The sequence below is a fragment of the Amycolatopsis sp. NPDC043889 genome (genome assembly GCF_056435645.1).
Window position 1 is genome coordinate 192,270 of sequence record NZ_JBWKEC010000001.1, and the last position, 17,153, is coordinate 209,422.

The 17,153-nt window shown below is 69.3% G+C and carries 15 protein-coding genes; 9 read left to right on the forward strand and 6 right to left on the reverse strand.

Going from position 1 to position 17,153, the window contains the following annotated elements; all coding sequences use genetic code 11:
* Positions 1-13 precede the first annotated feature (13 nt).
* From AC0685_RS01050 to AC0685_RS01070, 5 genes are read left to right on the forward strand one after another with little or no spacing between them, the layout of a single operon-like run.
* On the forward strand, positions 14-430 hold the full coding sequence (locus AC0685_RS01050) for a hypothetical protein (RefSeq protein ID WP_478223694.1): 417 nt from the start codon (positions 14-16) through the stop codon (positions 428-430).
* An 11-nt stretch (positions 431-441) separates the two neighbouring features.
* Positions 442-2,415 carry a WXG100 family type VII secretion target gene (locus tag AC0685_RS01055; RefSeq protein ID WP_478223695.1) on the forward strand — a complete coding sequence of 658 codons (1,974 nt, stop codon included), beginning with the start codon at positions 442-444 and terminating at the stop codon, positions 2,413-2,415.
* Positions 2,412-2,741 carry a type VII secretion target gene (locus AC0685_RS01060; protein ID WP_034309855.1) on the forward strand — a complete coding sequence of 110 codons (330 nt, stop codon included), beginning with the start codon at positions 2,412-2,414 and terminating at the stop codon, positions 2,739-2,741. Before AC0685_RS01055 ends, AC0685_RS01060 begins: the two co-directional genes overlap by 4 nt.
* Complete coding sequence (locus tag AC0685_RS01065; protein WP_478223696.1) at positions 2,738-3,259, forward strand: YbaB/EbfC family nucleoid-associated protein; 522 nt, start codon at positions 2,738-2,740, stop codon at positions 3,257-3,259. The genes AC0685_RS01060 and AC0685_RS01065 overlap by 4 nt, the downstream gene beginning before the upstream one ends.
* Before the next feature lie 33 nt (positions 3,260-3,292).
* On the forward strand, positions 3,293-8,245 hold the full coding sequence (locus AC0685_RS01070; RefSeq protein WP_478223697.1) for an RHS repeat-associated core domain-containing protein: 4,953 nt from the start codon (positions 3,293-3,295) through the stop codon (positions 8,243-8,245).
* Between the two features lie 405 nt (positions 8,246-8,650).
* Here the strand turns inward: AC0685_RS01070 and AC0685_RS01075 are convergent, their stop codons facing one another.
* From AC0685_RS01075 to AC0685_RS01085, 3 genes are all read right to left on the reverse strand, one after another.
* Complete coding sequence (locus AC0685_RS01075) at positions 8,651-9,826, reverse strand: GGDEF domain-containing protein (RefSeq protein ID WP_478223698.1); 1,176 nt, start codon at positions 9,824-9,826, stop codon at positions 8,651-8,653.
* A 254-nt stretch (positions 9,827-10,080) separates the two neighbouring features.
* The gene (locus AC0685_RS01080) at positions 10,081-11,343 is read right to left on the reverse strand and encodes an MFS transporter (RefSeq protein ID WP_478223699.1); all 1,263 of its coding nucleotides are present in this window, start codon (positions 11,341-11,343) and stop codon (positions 10,081-10,083) included.
* Positions 11,344-11,415: 72 nt separating this feature from the next.
* On the reverse strand, positions 11,416-12,132 hold the full coding sequence (locus tag AC0685_RS01085; RefSeq protein WP_478223700.1) for a CTP synthase C-terminal region-related (seleno)protein: 717 nt from the start codon (positions 12,130-12,132) through the stop codon (positions 11,416-11,418).
* Between the two features lie 76 nt (positions 12,133-12,208).
* On the opposite strand from AC0685_RS01085, the gene AC0685_RS01090 reads away from it, so the two are divergent.
* Positions 12,209-13,057 (forward strand): LysR family transcriptional regulator, encoded by an 849-nt coding sequence (locus AC0685_RS01090; protein WP_340686677.1) that lies wholly within the window; start codon positions 12,209-12,211, stop codon positions 13,055-13,057.
* On the opposite strand, the gene AC0685_RS01095 is transcribed toward AC0685_RS01090, so the two are convergent.
* Positions 13,045-13,704: a hypothetical protein gene (locus AC0685_RS01095; protein WP_478223701.1), complete on the reverse strand. Its 660-nt coding sequence runs from the start codon at positions 13,702-13,704 to the stop codon at positions 13,045-13,047. The genes AC0685_RS01090 and AC0685_RS01095 overlap by 13 nt on opposite strands.
* A gap of 96 nt (positions 13,705-13,800) precedes the next feature.
* Positions 13,801-14,625, reverse strand: a complete 825-nt coding sequence (locus AC0685_RS01100) for an SDR family NAD(P)-dependent oxidoreductase (RefSeq protein WP_340686675.1) — start codon at positions 14,623-14,625, stop codon at positions 13,801-13,803.
* Between the two features lie 146 nt (positions 14,626-14,771).
* Here AC0685_RS01100 and AC0685_RS01105 point away from each other — a divergent pair, with 146 nt between their 5' ends.
* Together AC0685_RS01105 and AC0685_RS01110 are read left to right on the forward strand one after the other, a co-directional pair.
* Entirely contained in the window at positions 14,772-15,533 is a 762-nt protein-coding gene (locus AC0685_RS01105; protein ID WP_478223702.1) for a trypsin-like serine peptidase, read from the forward strand.
* 7 nt (positions 15,534-15,540) lie between these two features.
* Entirely contained in the window at positions 15,541-15,759 is a 219-nt protein-coding gene (locus tag AC0685_RS01110) for an RNA-binding S4 domain-containing protein (RefSeq protein ID WP_478223703.1), read from the forward strand.
* 46 nt (positions 15,760-15,805) lie between these two features.
* On the opposite strand, the gene AC0685_RS01115 is transcribed toward AC0685_RS01110, so the two are convergent.
* Positions 15,806-16,750 (reverse strand): Ldh family oxidoreductase, encoded by a 945-nt coding sequence (locus tag AC0685_RS01115; RefSeq protein ID WP_340686673.1) that lies wholly within the window; start codon positions 16,748-16,750, stop codon positions 15,806-15,808.
* Between the two features lie 113 nt (positions 16,751-16,863).
* On the opposite strand from AC0685_RS01115, the gene AC0685_RS01120 reads away from it, so the two are divergent.
* Positions 16,864-17,151 carry a DUF2277 domain-containing protein gene (locus tag AC0685_RS01120; RefSeq protein ID WP_478223704.1) on the forward strand — a complete coding sequence of 96 codons (288 nt, stop codon included), beginning with the start codon at positions 16,864-16,866 and terminating at the stop codon, positions 17,149-17,151.
* The last annotated feature ends 2 nt before the right edge of the window (positions 17,152-17,153 follow it).

Below are 17,153 nucleotides of genomic sequence, written 5' to 3' on the forward strand. Positions count from 1 at the left end.
AGAGGACCCTCCGTTGACCGAGGAAGCACAAGAACTGAAGCCGGCGGCGGCGTTTGCCCCCGCGCAGGTCGCGCTCTCGGGCACGCAGCTGAAGCGCATGGCGGTGCAAGGTGGCTTCGCCGTCGACGAGACCACCGGCCAGGAGATGATCCGTTCACTCCAGGGCGTGATCGACAGCCTCGAAGAGCGCTGGAGCGCGCTGACCAAACTTCAGAAGTCGCCGCCGATGAGCTCCACCGCGACCGCCCGCTGGGTGTCCGAGCACATGCACGGCACCGCGACCGACGCTCAAGGTCTGCTCACCCAGCTCCAGTCCGCTCGCGCCGAGTTCCCGACCTACATCGAGGCGATCGAACTCGCCCAGCGGAACTACCGGGAACGCGACACCCAGAACCAGCGCGACCTGAAGCAGATCGACACCGAGATCTGAAGGAGAGACCCGTGACCGAATCCGAGGAGAAGACGGCGAAGGTCTCCGACCCGAACTCGCCCGACTACAACAAGCTCGACTCGCACTACGACCCGACCGCCGACTCGTCGTCCGACTACTACGTCGGGCCGCTGGCGGACAAGGCCGCCTCCGGCGACGAGATCCGGGCCGGGGCCTCGGCCGGGACGGACCTTCTCTTCAACATCCTCGGCTGGGGTGACAAGGCGCTCAACGGCTTCAAGGACATGTTCACGCAGAAGATGTACGAGGGGCAGCTGGAGAAGGCGCGCGAGGGTCTCGACAAGAACCTGGACATCCGCAAACCCGGCGAGCCGCCGTCCACGATCTGGGCGAACGCCACCCACGAACAGATGCAGACCGCGATCGCGGACAACGCGGATCCGGCCGCGGTGGCCGAGACCTCCGAGGAGTGGATCCGGGCGGGCAACGACCTGGCCTCGCATCAGCGCAACCTGGCGAAGGCGATCAGCGCGAGCACGGCCAACTGGGAGGGCGAGGGCGGCGACGCGGCCCGCGAGCACCTCGCCGGTGTCGGCAAATGGCTCGGCTCGACCGCGAACGGCGCGACGCTGGCCGGACGGCAGCAGCAGATTCACTCGCAGACGCTCAACGAGACGCAGAAGCAGATGGCGGCGAACCCGCCGGTGGCGTTCAACGTGCAGGAGGCCAACGCCAACCTGCAGAAGATCACCGACCCGTACGTGTACATGGCACAGCTCGGGAAGGACCTCACCACCTTCAAGAAGCAGCAGGACGCGCGGGACCAGGCCGCGAAGGTGATGACCGAGTTCGACACCACGGTCGGCTCGGCGATCGCCACCCCGGCGTTCCCCGCCCCGCCGAAGCTGGCGACGGCGACCAGGCAGCTCCAAGGCAGCCCCGCCGGCGGTGGCGCGGGTTCGCCCGCCGGCACGCTTCGCGACCGGATGTCGCCCGAAGGCGCCGACGGGCAGCTCAGCCCCTTCAACGCCGCCTCGGACCGTACGCGCCCGGACGGCCTCGTCGCTTCGATGGACGGCACGCCGCAGGGCGGGGCCGGTGGTCCTGGCGGCGTGTCGCCGTTCAGCTCGCCGAACGGCGGACCGGGCGGCGGCCCCGGTGGTGGTCCGGGCGGCGGCCCCGGTGGCTTCCCCGGCGGCGGTCCCGGTAGCGGCGGCCCCGGCTCCAGCCCGACCATGCCCAACATCGGCATCCCGAACGGGCCGACCGGCGGCGAGACCTACAAGCCCGCGGCGTCGACGAGCCCCCACCTCCCGAACATGCCCAAGATCGACGACGGCACGCGGACCACGGGCTACACCCCGCCGTCCGTCACCCCGCCGTCGTTCACCCCGCCGAACATCCCCATCCCGGAGAGCGGCGGCCCGCGGCCCGGTGGCGGTCTTCCGTTCACGCCGCCGAACATCCCCGTCCCGAACGGGCCCAACAGCGGCGGGCCGAGGCCGGTCATGCCGAACATCCCGCCGATGCCGCGTCCCGGCGGTATCGGCGAGCGGCTCACCGGCCCCTCGTTCCCGGACGGCAACTCCTACAAGGGCACGCCGTACAACGCGCCCAAGCTCGGCATGCCGAACATCCCCGGCGGTGGCGGCACCGGTGGCACCAGCAGCTTCGGCGGTGGCGGTGCCGGCACGGGCGGTGCCGGTGGCGCGGGCGGCGGAGGTCTCGGCGGGGCCGGACGGGCGACGGGCTCGCTCGGCATGGGCGGCGCCGTCGGCGCGGGCGCGATGGACGCCGAGGCCGCCGCGGCCCGTGCGGCGGGCTCCGGTGGCAAGCCGGGTACGCCCGGCGGCATGGCCCCGATGGGCGGCATGGCCCCCGGTGCCGGCAAGGGACAGGGCCAGGAGGACAAGGAGCACAAGGTCGCCGACTACGTCGAGTCCGACGACCCGTCCTTCTTCGCCGCCGACGAGGTCGTGGCGCCGCCGGTGATCGGCGACTGGAAGAACAAGGACTGGAAGTGACCGCCTCGTTCGAGGTCGATCCGGACGACCTGACCGCGCACGCGAGCCATCTCGAAGGGCTCGTCGACCGGCTGAACACCGCGCACGGCGCGACCGGTTCGGCGATGTCTTCGGACGCGTACGGCCTGCTGTGCGCGTTCCTGCCGCCGATCGTCAACCCGGCGGGCGAACGCGCGGCGGAGACGATCAAGGCGGCCGCCGAAGGCATCCAGTCCACGGCGGACAACGTCCGCACCGCGGCCAAGTCCTATGTAGACGGTGACAAGACCAACGCGGAACCGTTCAAGGCGGACTTCAAGGCCTTGGACATCGGAGGAAAGCAGTGACCGGCGGGAACGAGCTCGGCGAGCTCATGCTGGACCCCGACGAGGCCCAGCGCAAAATGGACCGATGGGCCGCGGGGCTGGAAGAGAAGGCCCAGCGTTACGCGGCCGCGCAGGAGCGGACGGAGCAGCTGCGGCTGACCGCGTCCAGCTCCGACGGCGCCGTCAAGATCACCGTCGGGGCCGACGGCGGCGTGACGGACATCGAGTTCGGGAACAAGGCCAGGACCTATCCGCTGGAGGAACTGTCGCGGCAGATCCTCCAGACCATGCACAAGGCGCAGTCCGGGATCGCGGGCCAGGTCGCCGAGGTCATGCAGGAATCGCTCGGCGACGAGGACCAGGAGACCAGGGCGCTGATGATCGGCACCCTGCGCAGCCGCTTCCCCGAGATCGAAGAGGAAGAGTCTTCGGACCCGCCCGCTCCCCCGGCGTCGTCCACCGACACGCCGCCCCCGCCGCAAGCGCCTCGCGAGAAGCGTCACGAAGCGCCGGACGACGAGGAAAACTCGCCCTGGTGAGGTCCTCGTCCTTGAAACACGAGGAAGGTCGCCGTGGGTAACCCGCTTGTCGCCGACGTAAAGGACTCGACGAAGGCGTACACCGGCTCGTCACTGCTGGAGTCGGCGTTCGAGCTGAAATCGGCCATCGAAAGCGGCGACTGGGCGTCGGTGGCGCTGGGCGCGGTCGGGACCGCGCTCGACGCGCTGTCGATGGCCATGGACCCTTTCGGCGCGATCCTCGCGAACGGCGTCGGCTGGCTGATGGAGCACGTCGGCCCGCTCAAGGAAGCGCTCGACGCGCTCACCGGCAACGCCGACGAGATCGCCGCGAACGCCGAGACCTGGATGAACATCGCGACCGAACTCGGTGACGTCGGCGCGGATCTGGCCGGGATGGTCTCCGCCGATCTGCAGAGCTGGACCGGGGTCTCGGCCGACGCCTACCGTGCCCAGGCCAAGGACACGGTCACGCTGCTGGAGTCGGCGAAGGCGGGGTGCGAGGGCGCCTCCAGCGGTGTGAAGACGGCGGGCGAGGTCGTCGCCGCCATCCGCGCGCTGGTGCGCGACATCATCGCCGAGCTGATCGGGCATCTGATCAGCTGGGCGCTCCAGGTGCTGTTCACCCTCGGCATCGGCCTGACCTGGGTGGTCCCGCAGGTGGTCAACGCCGTGGCGAAGACCGCGAGCAAGATCGCGAACCTGACGAAGAAGACCGTCAAGGCGCTCCAGGCACTGATGCCGCTGCTGAAGCGAGCGGACGACCTGTTCGACAGCGCGGCGAAGGCGCTGAGGAAGCTTCAGCCGGGTAAGGGCGCGCCCGCGCCGAAGCCGAACAAGCTGGACGAGGGCACGACGCCCAAGAGCAGCCCCGACGGCGACGGCACGACACCGTCCGGCGCGCCGCCGAAGAGCGATCCACCGCCGGTGAAGTCGGATCCGCCGCCTCCGCCGAAGAACGAGACCCCGGACGGATCGACCACGCCGTCCGGCTCGCCGCCTCCGCCGCCCAAGGACCGCGGCGCCCCGAAACCCGAGACGAACAACCGGATCAAGGACAACGAAACCACCCCGGGGGACCGCGTCCCGCCCAAGGACCGCGGCGGCTGCGGCGACCCCATCGACGTCGCGACCGGCTCGATGATGCTGACGCAGGACGACGTCGTGTTCGCCGGCGTCCTCCCGCTGACCGTGTCGCGGACGCATCTCTCGTCGTACCGCCTCGGCCGGTTCTTCGGCTCATCCTGGGCGTCCACTGTGGATCAGCGGATCGAGATCGAGGACGACGGCCTGCACCTCGCGCTCGCCGACGGGACACTTCTTTCTTACCCCGTAACGCTTTCCGACCGCCCTGTCCTCCCGGAATCCGGGCAGCGGCTCCCCTTGTCCAAAGTGGACGACGGCTACGGAGTGACCACTCCGGACGGAATGCTGTTCTTCTCCGGCCCCGGGGACAGCCTTCCCCTGCGCGCGATCGTGGACGGCGACGGTCACCGGATCTCCGTGCACTACGACGACAACGGCGTCCCCCGCGAGCTGGAACACTCCGCGGGCTACCGCCTGCTCGTCGAGTCGAAGGACGGACTCGTCACGGCCCTTCGGCTGCCCGGCGCGGAAACCGCGCTGCGGAGCTACCGGTACGACGAGCGGCGCCGCCTGGTCGAGATCGCCGACGTCGCCGGTCAGCCCCTGCGGTTCACCTATGACGCCGAAGGCCGGATCGTGCGCTGGGAGGACGTCAACGGGCGCTGGTACGGATACGGCTTCGACTCCGAAGGCCGCGTCGTGCGAGCGCAGGGCACCGGCGGCTTCCTCGACGTCGACATCGAGTACGACCGGGAAAACCTGGTCACCTCGGTCACGAACTCGCTCGGGCACGTCACCCGGTATCAGCTCGACGATCTGCACCGGATCGTCGCGGAGACCGATCCGCTGGGCAACACCACGCGGTCCGAAATCGACCGCTTCGGCAAGCTGCTCAGCCGCACCGACGCCTTGGGCCGCACCACGCGGTGGGAGATGGACGATGACGGGAACGTCGTCACCGTGCTGCAGCCGGACGGCGGCCGCGCGCTCGCCGAGTACTCCGCGCCGGGCCGCTGGACCAGCAGGACCGGGCCGGACGGCGCCGTCTGGCGCCGCGAGTACGACGAGCGGGGAAAGCTCGTGCTTGCCACGGATCCGACCGGCGCCACCACCACCTACGGCTACGACGACGCGGGCAACGTCGCGGTCGTGACCGACGCGCTCGGTGGCGTCACCCTGATCGAGTCGAACGCGGCGGGCCTGCCGGTCTCCGTCACCGACCCGCTCGGCGCGGTCACGCGGTACACCTACGACGAGTTCGGGCAGACCACCTCGGTCACCGACCCGCTCGGCGGCGTCACCCGGACGAAGTGGGACGGCTTCGGCGAGATCGCCGAGCAGATCGACCCCGACGGCTCCGTCTGGCGCTGGAACCGCACCACGGCGGGTTCGGCCGACGAAGCCGTGGACGCCCGCGGGCTCGCGGTGCGCACCGAGTACTCGCAGTTCGACCTGCCCACCGCCGAAATCGGCCCGGACGGCGATCGACTGTCCTATGTGTACGACACCGAGCTGCGACTGGTGTCGGTCACCAACGAACACGGTCTCGTCTGGCGCTACGACTACGACCCGGCCGGGAACCTGGTCGGCGAGACCGATTTCAACGGTCGCACCACCCGCTACGGCTACGACGCCGCCGGGCGGATGGTGTCGCGTACCAACAGTCTCGGCCAGACGGTCGTCATCGAACGCGACGCGCTCGGCCGGGTCGTCGCCCGCCGGGCGGGCGACGACGTCGCCACGTTCACCTACGACGGCGCCGACCGGATGACCTCGGCACGCAACGCGCATTCCGAAGTCACCATCACCTACGACGCGCTGGGCCGGATCGTCTCGGAAACCCTCAACGGCCGGGCAGTCCGCTCGGAATACGACGCCATCGGCCGTCGCGTCGCGCGGCGCACCCCTTCGGGCGCCGAGTCGTTCTTCGCCTACGACGCGGCGAGCCGCCCCGTCGCGCTGCGGACCGCCGGGCGCACCATGCTTTTCGAGTACGACCCGGCAGGCCGGGAAGTGTCGCGGCGGCTGGAGGGCACGCCGGTCGAGCTGCGCCAAGGCTGGGACGCCGCCGACAGGCTGACCTCCCAGACCGTTTCCACCGGCAGGGGTGTCGTCCAGCACCGCGAGTACGGGTACCTGCGGGACGGGCTCGTCTCGTCGATCTCGGATTCGCTGTCCGGGCCGCGGTCGCTGCGGGTCGACCGGGCGGGCCGCGTGGTCGACGTCCAGGGTCAGGGCTGGCGGGAGAGCTACGGCTACAACCTCGCGGGCGCGATCACGCAGGCGGGCTGGCCGGGTGCGGATCCGGCCGTCGGACCGCGGCGCTATCAGGGCACCCTGATGACCGGCGCCGGGGCGACGTCGTACCTGCACGACACCGAAGGCCGCACGATCGCGCGCCGCGAGCCCGGCCGCGCCTGGACGTATCAGTGGAATTCCGACGACCGGCTGACCGGCGTGGTCACCCCGGACGGCGAGCGCTGGCTCTACCACTACGACGCGCTCGGACGGCGGATCGCCAAGCAGCACCTCGACGTCCACGGCCGGATCCTCGAACAGATCGACTTCACCTGGGACGGCTCGAAGCTCGCCGAAGAGATCCGTGGCGGCACCGCCGTCGTCTGGGACCTGGAGCCGGGCACGGACCGGCCGATCACGCAGCTCGAACGGATCCCCGGACAGGACGCCCGGTTCCACGCCGTCGTCACCGACCTCGTCGGATCACCGAGCGAACTGCTCGACGAATCCGGCGATGTCGCCTGGCATCTGCACACCTCGCTGTGGGGCAAGGTGCTCTCGCCGCCGGGGCAGGCGTACACGCCGTTGCGGTTCCCCGGCCAGTACCACGACCCGGAAACCGGGCTGCACTACAACTTCAAGCGCTACTACGACCCGGCCACCGGGCGGTACCTCTCGCACGACCCGCTCGGCCTCGAACCGGCGTCGGATTCGCTGGCCTACGTCGGCAACCCGACGGACATGATCGACCCGCTCGGCCTGGCACCGACGAAACCGAAAACGGGCACCTGCGGCAAGGGGACCCGCGGAGGCGGCGGCAAGACGAAATCTTCGGGCAACCGGGTCACCAAGCCGAAGCCGACGCCGGGCCCGAAGAAGCCGCGGCGTCCGCCGCAGAGCTACCTCGACGGCACGCACGGCGCGAAGAAGCGTGAGCAGAACCGGCTCACGGCGAAGTACGACAACGATCTCAAGGCCGACGGCCGGGAGAAGGTCTCCGGAGATTCCCACGAGTCCGAGCACCCGGTCCCCTACGAGGCGATCGGCCGTGGCAGTGGCGGCGCACGGGGTTCGAGTCACGACCAAAAGGACCTGGAGAACCACGCTTGGGCGTATCAGGAGGCCAAACCCGCGCACGCGTCGCATATCGGTACCGGTAACAAGGGCGACCAGGACCTGACCGAAGGTTCGGCGAAGCCGAGCGGCTTCAAGAACAGCCAGGACTACCGCGACTCCGAGCGCAACGCGCTGGAAGGCGGCGACCCGAACACCGCGATCCAGCTCAACCAGCTCGACTACGCCTTCCGGGACGGGTTCAAGAACACCGACGGCACCCTCGACGGCAAGATCGCGGACGACTCGTACCACAAGATGATCGACGACGCGCACGCCAGCGGCAAGGGCCTCACCTACTCGACCGGCCCCGGTACGACCGCGACCACCCCGCCGCTGTCCAGCCACGACGTCAAGGAACTGCACATGACCCGGGACACCATCCGGGACGGGGACTGGCCCGAGGAGATGAAGCGGCAGAACCGCGAGACCTACGAGCAGGAAGTCGATCGGATCCACGAAGAGACGTACAAGAAGCCGACCAAGGAAGACTGGGAAAAGCTCGACGCCGGCGGCTTCGGACCGCTCGACACCGGCAAGAAGGACCCGAACGCGATGGACGTGGACTGACGTCCCGGTTTTCGCGTGACTGGATGGCGAGGCAAGGGTGTCGTGGTGGAGCGACTGCCGGATGGCCTTCTTCGTACCCGATGTGTCCACAGAGGACACTTCCTGGCGACTTGATGCCCGATTGATGCCCTTACGTACGATTTTCCAGGGGTCGTGAGTGGCAAGGAGGGTTAGAACCCTCTTTATCACTCACGACCCGACCCCAAAGCCGCGCAAAGCACCTAAATCGGACATCTTGATCTCCACTAGCGTCCTTTATGGACAGTGCCTTACCCGGCAAATCGCGCATATAGGCATCAGACAGACATTTAGGGCGTTGTCGATTTCCTCGTGTCAGCCCTCGAAGCCGACGAAGAAGGTAGTTGCACGCGCAAGGACCGCATCCAGAGGACTGAATGCGGGTCGTCAGGCGGCGGCGAGCGCGACGACGCGGTTCCGCCCGCTGTTCTTCGCCTGGTAGAGCGCGGAGTCGGCGACGTGCAGCAGCCGTTCCAGCACGGTCCCGCCGGACGGGTAGACCGCGGCGCCGATCGACACCGAAAGCCCCCGCACGACGCGCGGCCCCGAAGCGGTCGCGACCTCGACCTCGAGCGCCATCACCGCCCGCCGCACGCGCTCGGCCACGGGGAGCACGTCGGTCTCCGTCGCGCCGGGAAGCAGCACGACGAACTCCTCGCCACCGAAGCGGCCGACGGAGTCGTAGTCGCGTACATGCTCGGAGATCGTCTTCGCGACGGCCTTGAGCACGACGTCGCCGGCGAGATGCCCGTAGACGTCGTTGACCTGCTTGAAATGGTCGAGATCGAGCATCAGCACGCCGAGTTTGCTCTTCGCCCTGGCCGCCGACGTGAGTTCCCGCTCGCTCAGCGCGTGCCACGCGTGCGCGTTCAGGACGCCGGTCTTGCCGTCGATGTTCGCCGCGATCTCCAGCTGCCGCACCAGCACACTGCGGTGCAGCACCAGCACCGGCAGCAGAACGAACGGGACGAGCGCCGGCGCATGCACGATGCCCAGCGCGGTCGAGGTGCCGAGCACCAGGGTGGTGATCTCCAGCAGGTTGTCGTCGCCCGTGCCGAACAGCGCACGCGGGGCCCTTGCCCCGGTGTGCAGGTACACCGAGAGCGCCACGATGAAGGCGTTGACCACGGTGAACACGGCCGCCGCCTCGACGATCTTCAGCGAGCCGGCGAACCCGACGGGCAGGCCGTTCCACCCGGAGACGATGGCGCCCGACGCCAGGCAGGAGATCACGATGGCCGCCGCGCAGTACACCACGCGGTACGCCGGGCGGTGGCTCATCCCCCGCCACACCCGGAGCCAAAGATGCAGGTAGATGAGCAGTCCGAGGGCCAGCGCGAGCCCCTGCGGCAGGACGAGCACCCCCGCGAACGTCCACACCGAAGTCATGTTGATATGCGGCCGGTCACAAAGCGTGCGCCGTAACCGTTCCACCGAACGCGAAAGCTCGGCCTGCAGGATGGCGAGGCCGAGCAGTGATCCAAATCGGACGAATTCCGTAGTCTCGTAGTTCGATCGGAGCAGGGCGATTACGGCGACTGCCGCCGCGAGTCCTTCCACCACAAGAAAAACCGCGGGGACACCGCGTGGTCCGGACCACAAGTCCCAGTGCCGGACCCAGGCTCTCAGACGTGTACCGGCCCCTTCTCCGGCGAGTTCCGTATCCCCCATAATCATCGTCACCGGTCCCCCTTCCGTACATAATTCAATGTATCCGAGGTAGTACTGAGGGTGGCTCGAGTCAATTCCGGAACACACAGATGGAGCAGTGGGAGGGAGGACCATCATGAACGGTCGCGAGGACTGATCCCACCAATTCAGCCGGTCCGGCTCCCGGCAGGGAGCCACACATCGGGTCCGGTGGCGATGGCGCGTTTCCAGGCCATCGCCATCGGCCCCGCCGAGGCCACGGCCACCGTCGCGGCCACCCCGACGGCCACGAACGGACCGGTCAACTGGGCGAGACCGCCCGCGAGCATGATCCCGATTCCTTGCACGGTAACCAAACTCGTCGAGGTCAGGCCCATCACCTGTGCCCGGACACCGTCGGGCACCGCGCGGGCCATCAACGCGACGGCCTGCAGGTGGTACGGCGCCGCGAAGGCGCCGCTGAGCCCGATCAACCCCAGGCACACCGGCAGCGACGGGCGAAAGAAGAGAAAGACCAAAGGAACGACGGATGCGATGGCGAGAATGCCGACAATTCGCGTTTTCCGTCGCGCCGGAACCCATTTCGTGAAGATCCACGACCCGATTACCGAACCCACCGGATCAGCCGCGAGAATAAGCCCGACCGCGAAAGTCCCCGCCCCGAGACCGACTGCGAGCGGCGCCGCGAGCCCTTCCGGCGCGATGGCGAACCCGGCGAGCATCTTCAGCCCGAAGAGCACCCGGATTCCCTTGCCCTGCCACAGTTCTCGGGCACCTTCACCACTGAAAGCCCGTGCCACCCGGCTTTTCACCGAAGATTCCGTGGCGACGGGCTTCCGGCGGCGAACCCCTGTGGACACCAGCAGCGCAGAGACCACAAAGGTCACCGCGTCGATCACCAGGCCCCAGTAGGGCGTCACGAACCCGATCACCAGCCCGCCACCACCGAATCCGGCGAGCTGTGCCGTTTGGATGGTGATCGTGCGGACCGCGAGCCCGGCGACGTACCGGTCGCCTTCGAGGACGTCCGGAAGCAACGCGAGCTGCGCCGCCCGGAAGGGACCGCCCGCCATCGTCAGGATCACGAGCAGTCCGGCCAGCACCGAGAGCGGCATTCCCGGTACGGCCATCAGCGCCGCGATCACCGCGCGCAGCAGGTCGCAGACGATCATCACCGTCCGCCGCGGATACCGGTCCGCCAAACCGGCGAACAGGGTGCCCCCGATCAGCGTCGGCAGGTACGTCAGGCCGTAGGTGAGCCCGGTCAGCCCCGCCGACGCCGTTCTTTCCCAGACCAGCACCGACAACGCGACCCTTGCCAGCTGGTCACCGGCCTGCGAAAGCCCCTCGGCCGCCCACAACGCACGGAACTCGCCGACCGCGAAAGCGGCCTTGAACGCGGTGCTCCGAGCGGAATCCCCCTTCTCCATGAGCCCCTCCCCTTGGCTCACGGTAGTCGATCACTTCCGCAGTGTCAGCGGCCATCCGGACCACGACGTCCGTCAGTGTCCACTATGGACAGACAGTTTCGCGTGTTCCACGGCGGCGCGGGCGAAGGCCTGGACGAGCGGATGCGGCCGGGTTCCGTCACCGGCGAGTTCCGGCTGGAACAGCGTCGCCAGGAAGAACGGATGCTCCGGAAGTTCCGCGATCCGCGCGTCGCCCTCGCCGTCGAATCCACTGAAGACAACCCCGTTCGCCGCCAAGTTGTCCAGATGCCGGGCGTCGAGGCCGTACGAACAGTGGTACCGCTCAACGGAACGTTCCGCCCTGAGGATCCGCGCCGCCAGGGTGTCCGGCGTGACGTGGACGGCACCCTCGTGCCCGACGAGCGAACACGCCAGCGGGACGATCAGCCGCTCGGCCGACTCCGGCGCGTTCTCCGCGTGCCCGATCCCGCCGAGACCGCAGACGTTCCGCGCGAATTCCAGCAGCGCGTGCTGGAAGCCGGCGCAGGTGCCGAGGAACGGGATGCCGTTCTCGCGGGCGGCGCGCACGGCGTCCACCGCGCCGGCTTCGGACCGGTAGGGGCTGCCGGGCACCAGCCAGACGCCGTCGAAACCGGCGAGGTCGCCGACGGCGTCCGTCGGGAGCCAGTAGGCGTCGAGTTCGATGCCGTCACGCTCGGCGAGACGGGCGAAGAGCATCGGGATCCGGACGTGGGAGCGGACGCCGTCCGAACGGTCACCGACCAGGGCGACCCGGGCTTTCTCTGTCATGCGACCATCCTGACCCGCGAACCGAGTTCAGCGCCAACGATGATCCATGCTGGATCGATAAGCGATACTGATGACCATGGAGACCCACTTGCTCCGCACCTTCGTGGCGGTGGCGCGCGGCGGCTCGTTCTCGCGCGCCGCCCGCGACCTCGGCTACACGCAGTCCGCGATTTCCCAGCACATCGCCACGCTCGAACAGGATCTCGGCACCACACTGCTGACCCGGCGGCCCGTCGCGCCGACCCGTGCCGGGGAACGTCTCCTCGAACACGCCGGCCCGTTGCTGACGCGGCTCGACGCCGCCCGCGCGGATCTCGCCAGGCTCACCGCGGCGCCCACCGGCCGGGTCGTCCTCGGGCTGACCCCGCTGTCGCTCACCGCCGAAGTCGCCGCCGCCGTGCCGCGCGGCACCGACGTGCGCGTCCTGGGCCGCGAAGACGTGCTGACTGAGGTCGCGGCGGGCGCACTGGACCTCGGTCTCGTCGACGGGATGACCGCGCCGAGCGATCCGCTGCCGCTGCCGGACGTCGGCCCGCTCAGCACCACCGTCGTCGGCGAACGCCCGCTCGCGGTCGCGGTACCCGCCGACCATCCGATGACGGGACGGACCGTCCGGCTGGCCGAACTCGCCGACGCGGGCTGGATCGACGCACCGGACACCGCGATTCCCTTGGAGCGCTTGAGGAAGGCCGCCTCGACCGACGGGTTCCGCGGTCGGCTGCGGTACACCGGGACCGACGTCCGCGGGCTGCTCGGCCTGGTCGCCGCCGGTCAGGGACTGGCGCTGCTCCCGGCGGACGTGCTCACCGGCGTGAGCACGCTTTCCTTGTCCTCGCCGCGCGTGGTGCACCGCACCGAACTCGTGCACGGCGACCCCCGCGAGGGCTCCGCGCTGGCCGCCGCGCTGACGGGTCAGCGGCCGTAACTCATCATCCCCTGCGCCATCTCCATCGCCAGAGAACTCGCCACGACGGGATCCATCATGCTCCGGAGACCGTCCGCCGCCTTGTCCCGCGATCCGATGTCGGAACGCGGCTGCTCCGGCGGTTTGGTCTCGGCGGGCGGCAGGGCGACGACCTGCTCCTTGGCGGGCTTCTTCTTCGTCACGGGCGCTTGCTGTTTCACGGTGACCGGGACGTAGACGGTCACCGGGGCGGCCTGCGGCGCGGGCTGCGCGGGCGGCGGCGCCTGCTGCGTCGCCACGGCGGGCAGCGGCTGCTCGGGCAAGGCGGTGTCGTCGACCGGCTCGACGGTGAAGGTGCCGGCGAACCAGCCGATCGCGAGCAGCGCCACCCCCGCCCCGCCGACCAGCCACGAGCGGGCGCGACGGTGGATGACGACGGCCTTGGGCCGCAGATCCTTGTCCACGACCGGTTCGCAGACCGGGGGACGCACCGGCATCGGCTCTGGCTCGGGTTCGTTCTCCGGGCTGCGCCGCCGCTTCGGCAGGCTCGCCGCGATGATCCCCGTCCGGTCCAGGAGTTCGACGGTTTCGACAGGCGCCGAGAAAGCGTCGGTCGACGGACGGCGCTGGGCGGCGCGCGGCATGGGGACCTCCGGAAGCGGAATCACGAACTTGAGCATTGTGGTGCATTTCCGACGCCGCCGTAAGTAACGCACCCCGATCGAGTTATCCCGAGCCGTCCGGACCACGGAGGGTTACTCCATTCAGAGCCGTTTCATTCCCAAGCGCCCCAACAGGGCGAGCGGCCGCTGGTAAAAGGAGCCGAGCACGCGGGGAATCACGTCGATGGCGTACGCGTCCGGACCGATCAGGATGCGCGCCGTCCCCCGTTCGATACCGCGCACGATGGTCTGCGCGGCCTTCTCCGGCGTCGTCCTCGCGATCTTTTCGAATCCTTCGGCGGCTTTGTCGATGTCCCGCTCGACGCCGCCCCGCGCGTCACGGGCGATATTCGTCTTGATGCCACCGGGATGCACGCAGCTGACCTTGACCGGATGCCGGGCGATCAACATTTCCTGCCGCAGCGCCTCGGTGAACCCCCGCACCCCGAATTTCGCCGCGTTGTAAGCGCTCTGCGTGGGCACGCCGATGAAGCCGAACACGCTCGAAAGGTTGACGATATGCCCGTCACCCGAAGCGATCACCTGCGGCAGAAAGGCTTTCGTGCCGTTGACCACGCCGCCGAGATTGATCCCCATCAGCCAGTCGTAGTCGTCCCAGGTCATTTCCTCGACCGTGGCCCCGAGCGCGACCCCGGCGTTGTTCACCACGACGTTGGCGCCCCCGAAATCGACGGCGACCTCCTCGGCGTGCGCGAGGACGGCGTCACGATCGGCGACGTCGAGTGCGTACGCCTTCGCGGTCGCGCCGGCCTTCTCGCACTCCGCCACGGTGCCCGCCGCACGGACGGCGTCGACATCGGAGAGCGCCAGCCTGGCGCCCCGCCCCGCCAGTTCGATCGCGAGCGCCTTGCCGATCCCCGAGCCCGCGCCCGTGATCACCACGACCTTGTCCGTGAACGACTTCATACCCGCTCCAACCCGCTCGACTGTTACCGGAGGTAACACATACTACGGCTGTGAGCTTGCTGTGCGTTGATCGATTCGGGCTGTGTTCGCATACCACTTATGGTGATCTGGAACCCGGACGGCCGTGGACGAGCGAAAGGAAGGCGATGCGCCGCGCCCTGTTGCTCGTGCTCTGTGTCGTTCTGTCCGGTTGCTCCGCCGTGCCGGATCCTGCCGCGACCGAAGGCGACAGCGCCGGCGCGACGGTGGCGGCCACGCCCGCCGCGCCGCGGACCAATCCGGCGATCGGCGCGCTCTTCGTCGACGGAACGCATTTCTGCACGGCCAGCGTCGTCCACAGCGCCCCCGGCGACCTCCTGCTCACGGCGGCGCATTGCCTCCACGACGGCGAAGGCGGCCAGTACGCGACGGGGATCTCGTTCGCGCCCGGCTATCACGACGGTGTCGCGCCCTACGGCTATTGGGACGTCTCGGATCCGCAGGTTCCCGACGGCTGGGCCGAGTCCTCCGATCCGGACCTCGACGTCGGCTTCGCGACCGCCCACCAGGCGGGCACCACGAAGCCCCTCGAAAGCATCACAGGCGCCAACACGCTGCTGACCGGCGGCGGCTTCGCCCATGCGATCACCCTGACCGGTTATCCCGACGAACGAGAGGCGCCGGTCGTCTGCCACGGCTCCAGCGCACAGGCCGACATCTACCAGATGCGCGTCGCGTGCCCCGGCTTCACGACCGGTACCAGCGGCGGCCCGTGGGTGGTCGGCGCCGACCCGGCGACCGAACTCGGCACCGTCGTCGGCGTGATCGGCGGCTACCTGTACGGCGGGGACGATCCGGACACGTCCTACAGCAGCTACTTCGACACCGACGTCGCCACCTTGTACCGGAAAATGGACGCACGGGGATGATCTCCCCATGAGCATCCACGACGTCCCGATCACCGGCGAGCCGATCCGCCTCGGTCAGTTCCTCAAACTGGCCAACCTGGCCGAAGACGGCTCGCACGCCAAAGACCTCCTCGACGCCGAAGAGGTCACGGTCAACGGCGAGGTGGAGGTCCGGCGCGGCCGTCAGCTGACGAACGGCGACGTCGTGAAGGTCGGCGGCGAAGGCGGCCGCGTCGTCCTGGGCTAGCTGCGCGTGCCCTCGATCGCCATGTCGTCCGTCTGATCACGCGAAACTAGCGGCCCTGCAGCGGAGCCAGGCGCAACGCCCTCGCGAGTTCTTCGAGCTCGCGGTGCACCGGCTCGTTCAGCGGGACACCCAGCGCCTGGCACTGTTCGAGGTACTGCGCCTCGCGCCAGCCCGGGTAGCGGACCGGCGTGCCGCCCTCCCAGCCGAGCAGGCTGCCGAACAGCGCGCTGGCGGCTTTGTAGAACCCGTCGGCGCTGCGGAGCGTCGTCGGCGCGATGGCCATCACCATCAGGCCGGTGTCGTGATCGTGGTCGCCGACGCCCGAAAGCACCCCGGCGAAGATCTCCACCAGCAGGGCGAAGCCGGCGACGGCGGCGCTGTCGACATCCGCCAGGGTGTCGAGGTCGAGGACGAACTCCGGGTACGCGCCCGCGGGGGCGGCCATCCCGAGCGGGTTCGCGGCCTTCCCGAGCTCACCGCCCGCCGCCATGACGAGCCCGATCATGGTGTGCGGCAACGCCCTCGCCGCATGGTGCCCGGCACGGCCGAACGGACCGACGCCGCGGACCGACATGAGCCCGACGCCGTATCGGCCCGCCCGGGACACCGCCCGGTCCATCGCGTCGCCGACGGCCCACAGCCCGGGCGCGCGGCGGTAGTCGATCAGGGCCGCGGCGCCGCGGTCGGCGATCATCAGCGGTTCGGCCCTCGGCCGCACCGTGCCGTCGACCAGCATCGGCAGGTGCAGCCGGGTCAGCTCGGCGACGCCGGACTCCGGCGTTCCGGTGAGATCGCCATGGCACAACGCCTCGGCGGCCATTCTGGCGCGCGACCACGGCAGATCGTGCGCGGTGAAGACCTCGGTGACCAGGTCGATCAGGGCGTCGATCGGGACACGCTGCCAGACTTGTTCCGGAATCGGGGAGGGTTCGGCCGGTTCGGGGATCGGCTCGACGGGCGCACGGCGAAGAGAGCGGGGTCTGAGGGGCACTCCGCCGAGGGTGCCCAACCGCGTTTTTCGGCGTCAACGAACCAGGGCAGCTTCTAACCGACTGTGTGATCGAAGCACTCGGAAACGTCGGTGGGCGGACGTACCATCGGGCCATGTGCCGGAACATCACGACGCTTCGAGGGCTTGAGCCGGCGGCGACGCCGGACGAGATCGAGGCCGCCGCCCGCCAGTACGTCCGCAAGGTGTCCGGGGTGCAGAGCCTGTCCGACGCCACCCGCGAGCCCTTCGAGGCCGCCGTCGCCGAGGTCACCGAGATCACCCGGCGGCTGCTGGCCGAACTGCCCGCACGCCGTCAGCCGCCGACGACGGTGCCACCGTTGCGCCGCCCCGAAGTCCAGGCGCGAATCGCGGCGAAGGCCGCGAAGAGCCAAGCTTCCTGAAC

Excerpts from the sequence above, each read along its gene's own strand:
- AC0685_RS01110 (WP_478223703.1), top strand. The coding sequence starts at position 15,541 with ATGAGCATCCACGACGTCCCGATCACCGGCGAGCCGATCCGCCTCGGT.
- AC0685_RS01090 (WP_340686677.1), top strand. The coding sequence starts at position 12,209 with ATGGAGACCCACTTGCTCCGCACCTTCGTGGCGGTGGCGCGCGGCGGC.
- AC0685_RS01100 (WP_340686675.1), bottom strand. The coding sequence starts at position 14,625 with ATGAAGTCGTTCACGGACAAGGTCGTGGTGATCACGGGCGCGGGCTCG.
- AC0685_RS01085 (WP_478223700.1), bottom strand. The coding sequence starts at position 12,132 with ATGACAGAGAAAGCCCGGGTCGCCCTGGTCGGTGACCGTTCGGACGGC.
- AC0685_RS01105 (WP_478223702.1), top strand. The coding sequence starts at position 14,772 with ATGCGCCGCGCCCTGTTGCTCGTGCTCTGTGTCGTTCTGTCCGGTTGC.
- AC0685_RS01120 (WP_478223704.1), top strand. The coding sequence starts at position 16,864 with ATGTGCCGGAACATCACGACGCTTCGAGGGCTTGAGCCGGCGGCGACG.
- AC0685_RS01080 (WP_478223699.1), bottom strand. The coding sequence starts at position 11,343 with ATGGAGAAGGGGGATTCCGCTCGGAGCACCGCGTTCAAGGCCGCTTTC.